The organism is Paenibacillus sp. FSL M7-0656 (assembly GCF_038003225.1).
GTDB lineage: Bacteria > Bacillota > Bacilli > Paenibacillales > Paenibacillaceae > Paenibacillus > Paenibacillus amylolyticus.
The window spans coordinates 4,823,828-4,835,836 of sequence record NZ_JBBOOT010000001.1 but is presented as its reverse complement, the minus strand read 5'-3'; the positions used below and the strand labels follow the sequence as shown (position 1 = coordinate 4,835,836).

The window sequence follows — 12,009 nt, the reverse complement described above, 5'->3', positions numbered from 1 at the left end:
TCTATCAGGTATTACGATCTATGGATGGTTGATACCCTGATGTATGTTAGTGATCTGTGCGTGCACGATTCCACGGAATGAGTCGTTTTTCTGCCAGGACAACCGCTTCATACAACACAATGCCGAGCGCGGCGGCGATGACAATGCAGGACCAGGCCAAGGGCATGTTTGCCAGTCGAATCTGATCCGAGAGCAAGTACCCCAGCCCCTGGGAGGCGATGAAAAATTCACCCACAATGGCCCCGATAATACTGGTCGACATGTTGATCTTCAGACCGGCGAAGAGGGAAGGCAGCGCATGAGGCAGTCTCAGCTTCCAAAAAAACTGCATCCTGCTCGCGGCAAGGCCACTCAGCAGATCACTGTACTGCGGCTGAATGGAAGTCAGCCCTTTGAACAGGCTAACAGCCATCGCTGCCATCGTAATCACCGTGACGACAGCAATACGCGACCAGATCCCGTCTCCGAACCAATTGTTCATAATCGGGGCAAGGGCCACAATCGGAACTGCGTTCAGTGCCGACAAAACCGTAACCGCCGCCCTGCCGCTTGTTGGAAAGAACGATGCACCTGCCGCTGCCAGAGCACCCAACAATGAACCGAGCAAAAAACCTCCCAGCATTTCGGTTCCGCTATACATCGCGTATCGAAAGAGCATATTGGCATTTTCCTGAATGGATGCCGCAATCGCGGAAGGCACAGGCAGTTGGTAGCTTTCCAGCGAGAATATCCAATGAAACAACCTGAGCTGCCAGAGGGTGAGAAACAACACACCCGCACCCCAAGGAAGCATGCTCAGTACAATTGAGCGCCTGCGAACGCTGGTACCCAATCTGGCCTTTTCGGCTTGTCCCTGTTGTCCGTGAATTTCTGATCCTGGAGCAGATGTTATCTGTGAACCCGTGAGGGGCGTAGCCGCGCCAGTTACAGCAGCAATAGCCACACCTTCATCACGCTTCCGTTGCAAAACTCTACCTTCACTCATGTGGCATCGCCTCCTTTGGCCCTGAATTCAGGCTGCCAAGGGGTTAGCCAACGTTCAGCCAGACTGATGGCCAGATACGAGATCAGGCCAATGCCAATGCTAAGCATGATGGTGGCCCAGAACATGCCAACTTGGGCATGACCGTAATATAACGAACTGACCATCAGGACGCCGAGTCCATCGGGAGCGCCCATCAATTCCACAACGATGGAGGAAGTCACCGCGAGCGGAGCAGCTATTTTCATACCGGAAAATAGTCCCGGCAGTGCTGAGGGCAGCAGGCATTTGATATATCGTGCAGTCAGTGAAGCTCCACAGGAACGCATCAGTTCCAGGTGCTCTGGTGCTGCACTTTTCAATCCTTTTAATGTATGGATGATGATCGGGAAGAAAGTGACATACGCGGCCATAACAATTCGGGCCCACTCCGCATTGTGGATGATCCCGTACACAATTGGTGCGAGACCAATAACCGGAACCATCTGTGAGGAGACAACATATGGAGATAACGTGCGCTCTAGCCAGACAGCCCCGCTCATGAGTAGAGCCAGACCCAGACCAAGCAACGTTCCCCCTCCAAAACCAATGGCTGCATTGCCAAACGTGACAGCCCCCTGCTCTGCGAGCGTACTCGAGTAACGAAACAAGGCTGCAAGGACTTCGTGCAGATAAGGAAGGCGAGACGCCGCCTGCTGGGGTGACAAGAACAGTTGGAGTATCCAGGCGATTCCTTCCCATAGCACCAATATGGTCATAATCCAGATGACAACCCAGGATCGATATCCCGGTTTAAAGAACCGCAGGGACATGAGATTCATCACGCTCCTCGTAGAAGCAGTTGCGAATGGTTGTGATCATGTGGTAGAAGGCTTCCGTTTCTCTCAGTTCACTATGACGTTCGGAAGGCAGATTGACGGAATGAATGGAATGTACTTGCCCCGGATGTGCCGAGAGCACGATGATCCGGTCGGACAGAAATACGGCTTCGGGGATGCTGTGTGTGACAAAGAGGAAGGTCTTGCCTGTTGAGCGCTTGATCTCAAGCAGCTCCAATTGAAGTTTTTCTTTCGTGAATTCGTCCAAGGCAGAGAAGGGTTCATCCATGAGCAGCAATGGTGGATCAAGTGCAAGCGCACGTGCAATGGATACACGTTGCTGCATTCCGCCACTGAGCTGCCATGGATAATGGTCTGCGAAGCGGGTTAACCCTACCATTTCAAGCAGTTCACTGCTAATGCGGCGGCACTCCTTACGGCGGGTACCCAGCAGTTCCAAGGGCAATTCCACATTGTGTCGAACGGTGCGCCAATCGAACAAGGCGGGTGTCTGAAAGACAATGCCGAACTGTCGCTGTAGTCGAGCCCGCTCAGGCTCCTGACCTGCGATGCGAACGGTGCCTGAGGTAGGTTGAAGTAGATCACCCACCAGCCGGAGCAAGGTCGACTTGCCACAGCCGGAAGGGCCCAGCAGAGAGACAAACTCATTAGACTGGATCTGGAATGTAACATCCGACAAGGCAGTCACTTGTTGTGTACCTGTACCAAAAACAACGGACACATGATCTACATCAATATGGCAGGCTTCGGGGACTGTGGCTGAGGATATGGAGGACATGGGCATTCTCCTTTGTGGGAAGTTGTTTTCATTACACACCAAGGCTGAATGGGAGGTTTATATACACAAACGTAACAGGTTTTGCTTGTTAGATAATACTATATCGCTTTGGGCGGGGATTACATTATACAGTGTGTTTTGAGTATGGACCTGTTCATGTTACACAATGTAAAATGAGACGGATTCTCAGATACATACATGTGAGTTTTCTTCGTAGATAGCTAACATTCATTTCACCTAACAACAAGCGCACAATCATTTGTATTTATTGATTAAATATTCGGAAAATATGACATATCCCCTCGTATTCTTGTTCGTTTTCTTGTATAAAGATTGAATATAGAATCCAGAAATCGGGGTGGTCATGATGTTTGATTGGCTGGGATGGAGAAAAGGATTGCCGCTGTGGCGATCCTATCGGTTGAACGCACATATAAAGGAAGATGTGGAACAGATTTTTGAGGGGATTGCCGAAACGAGACGACAGCTTATGATGGACTGGGCAGATGAACAATGGAATCACCTGGATCGTTTGCTTCAACAGATACAGTCGGTCCGATTACAAGATGTATTACAAGGTTCACAGCAACGAAGTAAACTAGATACATGGTTTCAATCCAGTTATATTCGAGCCGTAGACAGTACGGAGCTATTTATGCTGAACGAACAGAATCAGGTGGTATTCTCTACATATAAGAAACATATTGGACAGATCTATGAAGATTACGAAGCTTTAATTGGACCAGGATTGAAATACTCCAGAGCAGATCGTCATGGCAAAAAATGCTTGTATGGTCCATATTCTGATCCACTGACGTTGGATATTGGTCCCCGCTCGTCCGCTTTTCACGATGATGTCACCTTGCTGTTTATCTCCCCAATCCTGCAGGAAGGTCGATATGTCGGTTCATTATGCAGCCGTGTTCCCGGGGATGTACTCGGTGACCTGATCCAACGAGAATCAGGTCATATCTATCCCGATTCCGGTGACAATTACCTCTTTATGGCTGAGTCGATATTACGGCCCCATCTGCAACCTGGCACCGCCTTGTCCCGAAGCCGCTTCGAGGATCGTACTTTTACACATGGGGAAAATCTCAAAGATGGCGTCACCACCGAATGGGGTATCGTTTCCGTCAAGGAGCATACCGAACTGGAACTCATGTTCACTGATCCGTCGACCGGAGAACTACACCCCGGAGTAGCAAACACCATTCAGAATGGTTCCAATCTGTTTGTAGCTTTTCCCGGCTACTCGGATTATCGCCATATTTCTGTGATCGGCAAAGGCATCACCTTCCAGCTGCCACACTGTCCTGATCGCTGGGGCATGATGTGTGAAGGGGATCTGGAGGAAGTGTATCGGATACGAAGCATCGGCTGGCGCCAGTTCAAGCAACACAGTCTCTTCACGCTTTTGTCAGGCGTTGCAGGAGCAGCTCTGGTCTATGCCTTCACTGGTAGTGGTTGGAGCGCGACAGCAATGGCCGCTTTTAACGTGTTATTCGGATTCTTCACTGCATTACAGCTGCATCGCAGCCAATATCAACGGGTTCATGAAGACTTGCGTCGCATCAGCCGATTTATTCGAATTAACGCCGAAGGCAGGGGTGATCTGACCCAGCGCCTGGACACGTCTGCTTTTGCCCAAGACGAATCAGGTGAACTGGCGAAGTGGATCAACAACATGATTGACTCTCTGGAAGGCATTATGCTGAAGGTACAACTTGCCACGGTAGACGTTATGGACAACCAGTATCAGATGCGAACCTCAACAGAGACAACCCAAGGCACGACTGAACGTGTGAACCACAAGCTTGGTTCGATGATTCAGGCCATTCGCACCCAACTGGAAGATCTCGACCAGGCCAAGATCGCTGCTGATCACATGCGCATAACGCTGCAACAACTGGAGACCTCTGCTACCGAACAGATCAGCGTGGCCCAGCAGGAAGTGGAACGAATCGGCGATAAAATGACCCAAATCTCAGGAGCGGTATCCGATACTAACCGTACCATCCTGTCCTTCATGGATACCATGAAAGAGATTTACCGTGCACTGGCTGTCATTGATGAAATTTCAGCTCAGACCAACCTGCTGGCTCTGAATGCTACAATTGAAGCCGCACGCGTGGGCGAACATGGCCAAGGGTTCTCGGTCGTGGCAGGGGAAATCCGCAAGCTAGCCGAGTTATCCCGCTCTTCAACTGAAAATATTCATCAGATTCTGGACCGAATCTCAACGGCAGCAGGAGCTGCATCTCAATTGATCACAGAGGGTGATCAGGTACTGGCTGAAGGAACAACACTGGTTCAGGCCGCTTCGCAACTTCTGCAAAATGCTACTGCTGAAGAACCTGAGCGCACTCAAGTCGTGGATCAAGTGGTCATGCTGATGGAGAATATTGCTGCAATCAGCCATCAAAATCGGGCGACTTCTGCCGAGGTAGAAGCAGAAATGATGGAGCTGATCCGTGATATGTTGCAGGTTCAGCATTCTTCGCATAATGTGGAAGCCATTACGGTTTTTCTGCAACAACTCGTGGGACAATTCCATCTGAATCACCCCGCCAAAAATGCTGTCATCTGACGTCATCGTTGACGCGGATTGGAGAAATAGCTAAAATTTGATGCAACTGTTCCTTTTGAAATTGTCGTATCATTTATAATAGAAGATTTCCAATCTGAACCGATGAAAGGGTGGTCTGCATGGAACTGCTTCAGGATTCATTTGGCCGGATACATGACTACATCCGTATTTCTGTTACGGACCGCTGTAATTTACGCTGTGTGTATTGCATGCCCGCAGAGGGTATGGAGTTTGCTCCACATGATGAGATTATGAGCTACGAAGAAATAGCACAGGTGCTGAAGGTACTTGCCCCGATGGGCATGCGCAAAGTCCGACTCACCGGGGGCGAACCGTTGGTACGCAAGGATCTGCATAAGCTCGTCAGCATGATCTCGGCAATTGACGGGATTGACGATATTGCCCTGACTACCAACGCTCTTCTGCTGGACAAACAAGCCCAGGCGTTGAAAGATGCTGGGTTGAACCGGATTAACATCAGTCTGGATTCCCTGCGCGCTGATCGCTTCTCCATGATTACCCGCGGCGGAGATGTGAACAAGGTGCTGAAAGGCATTGAAGCTGCAACTGCCGCTGGCCTTGCTCCAATCAAGCTGAATGTTGTGCTGATGAAGGGTATCAACGATGATGAGATCAAGGATTTTATTGCTATGACGATTGATCAACCTCTTCATGTGCGTTTTATTGAATATATGCCGATTGGACAGGCTTCGGATTCATGGCGCAAATCCTATTTGCCGCTGGAAGCCGTGACTGATGTATGTGCTGAAGCAGGCTGGACGGTAGAAAATACAAAAGGCCCTGCGGGCAATGGCCCATCACGAAATATGAAAATTGTGGGCTCCGAAGGCACATTTGGATTGATTCATCCCGTAAGCGATCACTTCTGTGACAATTGCAACCGACTTCGGCTGACCGCTGACGGACATATCAAAGCCTGCCTCTACTGGTCGGATGAGTATAATGTTCGCCGCTTCGTGGATGATCCGAATGCCATGGCGGCACTTTTCCTCAAAGCGCTGGGTACGAAACCAAAGAATCATGAGATGGCTCTGGCTTTGGAACAAAAAATGCAATCGCACACGCCGACGGTACGCCGCATGTCCCAGATTGGCGGATAACAACAGTACGCAATATAACTCAACCGCGTATTCCTGCATATGGATATATATCTTTACCGTCAGGATGACCTCTTCACGCAACGGATGAGGTAACGCTGGCGCGGTGATCCCTTACGTAAATCAGTTTTCATAACGTGAAGTGGAGCGTGTCATAAGGCATAGGTGGATAGCCAAAGCAGACAAGAACATCATGTTCTTGTCTGCTTTTTCGTTATATTTTCATAAATTTCTGAAAATCATCAATTCCCCTGTTTCATTTGTTAAAAATTTAATTAATATACGTTATGCCCTTATCAGGCCTTCAAGATCAACCTCATTCTGACGATGTATACAATACATCTAGATGATACACATACATTATAGGAGCTGAACCTTATTGAACATCGTTGAAGCACTCGTTGCAGCAAGTCCACATTTTAAAATTATGCTGAAAGAACACGATATCATGATTGCAGTAACCGATACCGAGAAGTTCTGGTATTATGTACCGAGCAATGAACTCGATCTGGGCATCAAGGCAGGAGACCCCGTTTCCCTCGATGACCCTACACTACGCCGGGCACTTATACATGGGGAAACTTCAGCGAACCGTATTGATGCGAAATTCTATGGCACATCAATCAACTCGGCGGCCACCCCACTTCGAGATGAACAAGGAAATATCGTGGGCACACTTGCCATTGGTTTCTCTCTTCAGAACGAGGAAAAACTGGAGTACTTCACTGAATTGATCGGTGGTATCAGCGGAAAATTAACAGATATGGTGCAGACGGTAGCCGCCCAATCCGAGCAATTGACGGCATCTTCCACACAGATTTTGGATAATACCCGCATGGCTGTGCAGAACTCAGGCGAAGTGAACAAAGTCGCCGCATTCATCCGTGAAATCTCAGAACAGACCAATCTGCTCGGCCTGAATGCAGCCATCGAAGCGGCCCGAGCAGGTGAAGCAGGCGCAGGATTCAGCGTCGTTGCATCTGAAGTGCGTAAACTTTCTACAGGTACCAAAGAAGCTACGGTGAATATCGAACGTTCCTTGAAAGATGTTCAGCATTCCATTCAGCAGATGGAGCAGGAGATCACATCCATCTCACAGTCTAGCAACCAACAAGCGGTGCTGGTAACCGAGTTCAGCGAGGTCATTGATCAGTTGAACAGTGTAAGCCGTGATCTGAAAGTGTTTATTGAATCCATGTTGCTGAAGGCGGAATAGATCCGATTACGATGACCCTAATTCAAATGACCAACCATATATAAGAGACGCAATACCGATGCATTATCGAGCACTACATATTCCTACTCAATAACTAATTCAACAGGCTATGCTGATTACCAAATTCAGCATCCACATTGAACTCTCCGTGCGATTAACGTCACGGGGAGTTTTTTTATTTTAAACAAGACGAGCCACATCACGGTCCTTTTTAGGAATAGATGAGCTTCCACAGCATCATAACCGCCAAACCAACCATGACCACAGCGGACAACCGATTAAACACCAGACTGATGAGTCCAGTTCGATCCGTTCTGCCAATCACCCTGCCTGCGCCTGCAAGTCCCAAGAACCATATCCACGATACAGCCGCGGCTGTTAGGGCAAAATAAATGCGCTCCACCCCTTCATACTGAAGTGAACTGGTGCCAATCACGGCAACCGTGTCCAGCAGAGCATGGGGATTGAGTAAAGATACCGATGTTGCGAACGCAATCTGTCGCCCTGCTGACATTACCGTTTGCGAACCTTCCACAGATTCGGACGACCTCCAAATACTCCATGCCATATATAGCAGAAACAAGCTTCCTACTGCATACATCACATTCGCTAGCAATGGCCATTGCAACAAAATGAGCGACACCCCTCCAACGGCTGCCCCGATCAACAACGTATCACTGACCCCTGCCGTTATTACAGCAGGCAGGGCATGTATATAACGCCTCTGGCTCATGCCTTGGTTAAAAATAAATACATTCTGCACACCCAGTGGCAAGATCAGGCCAAACGCCAGAACCACTGCGTGAATAACAACCTCCATCGCGCTTCCCCCTTATCTCTGTATTCCATAGTAGGGCAGATGATGGCTGACGTAACCAACCACTTGGATGGCATCAGACCCAACCAAATGATATATTGTTTGTTACAAAGAAAACCGGAGGTGATTCTGCCAGTTATGGAACGTTCTGATTCTCGGCTAAGCATGGGGTGGAAGCCGAACCCTTCTCTCGACTTGCCCTTATATCGCCAGATTGAAGCCTATATCCGGCAGAAAATCACAACGGGCGAATGGTCCGCAGGATATCGTCTCCCCTCACAGCGATTATGGGCTAAGTCCATGGGCGTAAACCGCAGTACATTGGTCACCGCCCTGGATAATCTGGCCGCCGCTGGTCTGATTGAAGGCAGGCATGGCGGTGGAACATATATTTCCGGCTCCGGTTGGCATGGCATGGCTCACGGAGCGATGCCCAACTGGAACGAAGCCATCGAGGAGGGCTGGTATTATCCCAACCTGCCCGAGATCCAGCAGATTAATCAGGCTGAATTCCGGCCTGGCATCATACGTCTTGGTACAGGGGAGCTTGCCCCGGAACTGATGCCTCAGGATGCTTTTAACGACATTCTGCACTCCCTGTCCCATCGTTCTCGTACACTCAACTACCTGGAACCTCAAGGAAGCCTGGCGCTTCGTGAGGCTTTATCCGTCCATTTGCAGACGAATGGCATTCAAGCCTCTCCAGATTCCATACTGATCGTATCGGGCTCTCTTCAGGCACTGCATTTGATTTCGGTCGGACTGCTCCCTCGCGGATCAGCGGTTCTCCTGGAAAAACCGTCGTATCTCTATTCGATTCACGCCTTTCAATCGGCAGGGTTGAAAATGAGTGGCATCCCTATGGATGACGAAGGATTGCATATTGCACGTCTGGAGGATGCTGCGCAGCATGTCAAAGATCAAGACCACATCTCGCTTCTCTACACGATCCCGAGCTTTCACAATCCCACCGGCTATGTCATGAGTGATCACCGCCGGGAAGAACTCATGACCACCGCTCGAACAATAGGCATCTCCATACTGGAGGATGCCGCCTACAGTGATTTGTGGTTGGATAAACCTCCTCCCTCATCGCTGAAGGCGCGTGACCAGGAAGGACGGGTGCTGCATATGGGCACCCTGTCAAAGGCAGTCAGTCCTGGACTGCGCCTCGGATGGCTGGTTGGGCCAGAGCCGGTCATTCGCCGTCTCGCAGATATCAAGATGCAGACCGATTACGGCACCAGTTCACTCGCCCAAGAAGCTGCTGCCCTATGGTTCGCCGAAGGACATCACGCTGGACATATGGAACGCCTTCGCCCTGAACTACGCAGACGCAGAGACTTCATGCTGGAGCTGCTTCAACGTCGCTTCCATGGGATTGCGGAGTGGGAAATACCCGCTGGCGGGTTTTACATCTGGCTGCAATTCACTGTCTCTCCGCTCTCTATCCGCCAATTGTTCCATACCTGTCTGGAGCAAAATGTACTTATCCACCCGGGTTATCTGTATGACCGGTTAGATGCGAGTCATATTCGGCTGTCTTACGCTTATGCATCCCCCGATGAGATGGAGCGTGGATTACAATGCCTGGCAGAGGCTGTCCACAGGCTTATGGATTCTGGCTCCTGACTTCGACGAATGCTTTTTCCTGATTTCACAATCAAAAAAAACAGCCTTGACCTTGAAGGACCACGTCCTTCAGATCAAGGCTATTTGCGTAAGTTTCGAAAGTTTGGCCGAATAACAGAACGGGCAAACACCAGATGCGCTGCGGGATTCCTTTGAACGTTCTATCCTTTGACCGCACCCTCTGCAATACCCTCCATGATGAACTTCTGGAAGAACGCATAGATCAGAATAACCGGAATCGCAGTCAGTACCAGGGAGGACAGAATCAATGGCCATTCCTTATTATATTCACCAAACAGCATGTTTGTGGACAGAATCAGCGTATAACGATTCACATCGGTCAGCATGAGCAGTGGCAACAAGAAGTCATTCCAGATCCACAGGAAGTCCAGAATCGCGATGGTGACTGTGATCGGCAGCAAGAGTGGGAAGATAATCTGGAAGAATGTCTGGAACTCATTACATCCGTCCATCTGAGCTGATTCTTCCAATTCACGCGGAATGGACTTCACAAACCCGTGATAGAGGAAGATTGCCATGTTCACGCCAAGTCCGATATAGATCAGGGCCAATCCGTACGTGCTTCCTTGCACCCCCATGCCTTTGGCTACCCGTGTCAGCGGAATCATGATCGAGTGGAACGGCACCAGCATGGATGCAACAAACAGGAAGAAGATCAGGTTGCTCAAACGTCCGGAGGTACGTGACAACTTGTATCCCGCAAGTGAGGCACAGAAGACGATTCCCCCGATCCCCAGAAAGGATACAATTGCCGAGTTCATGGAACTGCCCAACAGATTGATTTTGTTAAACGCGTCCGAATAATTCTCCCAGTGCAACGTTGTTGGCAGCGCGAGAAAAGATTGGAACATCTCACCCTGTGTTTTGAAAGAGTTCACAACCGCCATGTAGATCGGCAGCATGGCGACGAGAGAGCCCAGAATCAGCAGCAGTCGAATCAGATAACTGTTCAGTCGTTGCATCCTCATGCTTCCACCTCTTTCTTCTTCATGACGGTGATCTGGATGAGTGTAAAGATGAGTACGATGATGAACAGCACAACCGATTTGGCACTCGCATAGCCGTATCTGAAGTTGTTGGAGAATGCTTCTTCATAGATGTTCATCGTGATCACCTGCGTGGCCCGACCCGGTCCGCCACCAGTCAGTCCATATACCACTTCAAACACTTTGAATGCTCCGTTCAGCGTCAGGAAGAAACAGATGGTCACGGCATGAGTTATCATCGGCAACACTACATTACGCAGTACCTGGAATGCGTTGGCCCCATCAATAACAGCCGCTTCTTTGAGACTTTTCGGCACACCCTGGAGAGCAGCCAGATAGATGATCATCATATACCCTACACCGTTCCAGAGCGATACGATCAGAATGGAGTAAAATGAAAACTTCGGATCACCCAACCATTGCTGGTCGAGGAACGAAAAAGCCAGTTTCTCTGCGAGCTGTGGCAGCACCTGAGAGAAGATGAAGGTCCACATGAAAGCACTGATGATTGTACTGATCATGTTAGGCATGAAGAACAACGTCCGGAAAAGCCCTTTGCTGCGCGTTCGTGACTCAATCAACACAGCGAGCAGCAAGGCAATTCCATTTTGCAGAATCAGCATAAATATTACATATTTCATCGTGAACCACAGAGAGTTCAGAAAGTCTGGATCTTCTTTGAACAATTCCACGAAGTTGCCCAGACCGATAAAGCTGTAATCCTGATTGAGTCCGTTCCAATCCGTCAGACTATAGAACATGCCACTAAACGTGGGATACAGCAGGAAAATCGCATAGATGACAAAGGCAGGCGCAGTGAACGCGAGCAGTGACAGATACTTCTTGAACACATTCGTAGCCATTGGTTCTCCCCCTTTTCACTCGAAGCGGATGATTGTAAACGAGGGAACGAAGAACGTTCTGCCTGCCGTATCATCTGCTTGGAGACTCTGACGAAACAAAGTACCGCTCATTTGTTGACAAAACTCTCAAACCGTAGAGATTTGCCAACAAAAGCGGATACTCCATT

10 protein-coding genes are annotated in these 12,009 nt (G+C 49.3%); 4 read left to right on the top strand and 6 right to left on the bottom strand.

The genetic code is table 11. The features are described 5' to 3' along the window. Nucleotides 1–46: 46 nt before the first annotated feature. The 3 genes from MHI01_RS21335 to MHI01_RS21325 are packed head-to-tail and all read right to left on the bottom strand — an operon-like array spanning nt 47 to nt 2,599. Nucleotides 47–985 carry an ABC transporter permease gene (locus MHI01_RS21335; RefSeq protein WP_340984073.1) on the bottom strand — a complete coding sequence of 313 codons (939 nt, stop codon included), beginning with the start codon at nt 983–985 and terminating at the stop codon, nt 47–49. After that, nucleotides 982–1,794, bottom strand: coding sequence for an ABC transporter permease (locus MHI01_RS21330; protein WP_100528373.1), 813 nt, complete (start codon nt 1,792–1,794; stop codon nt 982–984). The genes MHI01_RS21335 and MHI01_RS21330 overlap by 4 nt, the downstream gene beginning before the upstream one ends. Then, the gene (locus MHI01_RS21325) at nt 1,775–2,599 is read right to left on the bottom strand and encodes an ABC transporter ATP-binding protein (RefSeq protein ID WP_340984072.1); all 825 of its coding nucleotides are present in this window, start codon (nt 2,597–2,599) and stop codon (nt 1,775–1,777) included. The genes MHI01_RS21330 and MHI01_RS21325 overlap by 20 nt, the downstream gene beginning before the upstream one ends. Before the next feature lie 364 nt (nt 2,600–2,963). On the opposite strand from MHI01_RS21325, the gene MHI01_RS21320 reads away from it, so the two are divergent. The 3 genes from MHI01_RS21320 to MHI01_RS21310 all read left to right on the top strand — a co-directional run bounded on the left by MHI01_RS21320 (nt 2,964) and on the right by MHI01_RS21310 (nt 7,523). Then, nucleotides 2,964–5,189: a methyl-accepting chemotaxis protein gene (locus tag MHI01_RS21320; protein ID WP_340984071.1), complete on the top strand. Its 2,226-nt coding sequence runs from the start codon at nt 2,964–2,966 to the stop codon at nt 5,187–5,189. Nucleotides 5,190–5,308: 119 nt separating this feature from the next. Beyond that, entirely contained in the window at nt 5,309–6,310 is a 1,002-nt protein-coding gene (gene moaA, locus MHI01_RS21315) for a GTP 3',8-cyclase MoaA (RefSeq protein WP_076319249.1), read from the top strand. A gap of 376 nt (nt 6,311–6,686) precedes the next feature. Continuing rightward, the gene (locus MHI01_RS21310; RefSeq protein ID WP_282320060.1) at nt 6,687–7,523 is read left to right on the top strand and encodes a methyl-accepting chemotaxis protein; all 837 of its coding nucleotides are present in this window, start codon (nt 6,687–6,689) and stop codon (nt 7,521–7,523) included. Between the two features lie 211 nt (nt 7,524–7,734). On the opposite strand, the gene MHI01_RS21305 is transcribed toward MHI01_RS21310, so the two are convergent. Next, nucleotides 7,735–8,343, bottom strand: coding sequence for a LysE/ArgO family amino acid transporter (locus tag MHI01_RS21305; protein WP_340984070.1), 609 nt, complete (start codon nt 8,341–8,343; stop codon nt 7,735–7,737). Between the two features lie 135 nt (nt 8,344–8,478). Between MHI01_RS21305 and MHI01_RS21300 the strand changes: the two genes are divergently transcribed. Then, a complete protein-coding gene (locus tag MHI01_RS21300) occupies nt 8,479–9,972 on the top strand; it encodes an aminotransferase-like domain-containing protein (RefSeq protein WP_340984886.1) in 1,494 nt (497 codons plus the stop codon). 161 nt (nt 9,973–10,133) lie between these two features. Here MHI01_RS21300 and MHI01_RS21295 read toward each other — a convergent pair whose 3' ends face one another. Together MHI01_RS21295 and MHI01_RS21290 are read right to left on the bottom strand one after the other, a co-directional pair. Then, nucleotides 10,134–10,961, bottom strand: a complete 828-nt coding sequence (locus MHI01_RS21295) for a carbohydrate ABC transporter permease (RefSeq protein ID WP_047840740.1) — start codon at nt 10,959–10,961, stop codon at nt 10,134–10,136. Beyond that, nucleotides 10,958–11,842, bottom strand: coding sequence for a carbohydrate ABC transporter permease (locus tag MHI01_RS21290; protein WP_047840741.1), 885 nt, complete (start codon nt 11,840–11,842; stop codon nt 10,958–10,960). The genes MHI01_RS21295 and MHI01_RS21290 overlap by 4 nt, the downstream gene beginning before the upstream one ends. Nucleotides 11,843–12,009: the final 167 nt, after the last annotated feature.

Coding starts and splice junctions, on each gene's coding strand:
- MHI01_RS21335 (WP_340984073.1), bottom strand. CDS start 985: ATGAGTGAAGGTAGAGTTTTGCAACGGAAGCGTGATGAAGGTGTGGCT.
- MHI01_RS21330 (WP_100528373.1), bottom strand. CDS start 1,794: ATGTCCCTGCGGTTCTTTAAACCGGGATATCGATCCTGGGTTGTCATC.
- MHI01_RS21325 (WP_340984072.1), bottom strand. CDS start 2,599: ATGTCCTCCATATCCTCAGCCACAGTCCCCGAAGCCTGCCATATTGAT.
- MHI01_RS21320 (WP_340984071.1), top strand. CDS start 2,964: ATGATGTTTGATTGGCTGGGATGGAGAAAAGGATTGCCGCTGTGGCGA.
- moaA (WP_076319249.1), top strand. CDS start 5,309: ATGGAACTGCTTCAGGATTCATTTGGCCGGATACATGACTACATCCGT.
- MHI01_RS21305 (WP_340984070.1), bottom strand. CDS start 8,343: ATGGAGGTTGTTATTCACGCAGTGGTTCTGGCGTTTGGCCTGATCTTG.
- MHI01_RS21300 (WP_340984886.1), top strand. CDS start 8,479: ATGGAACGTTCTGATTCTCGGCTAAGCATGGGGTGGAAGCCGAACCCT.
- MHI01_RS21295 (WP_047840740.1), bottom strand. CDS start 10,961: ATGAGGATGCAACGACTGAACAGTTATCTGATTCGACTGCTGCTGATT.
- MHI01_RS21290 (WP_047840741.1), bottom strand. CDS start 11,842: ATGGCTACGAATGTGTTCAAGAAGTATCTGTCACTGCTCGCGTTCACT.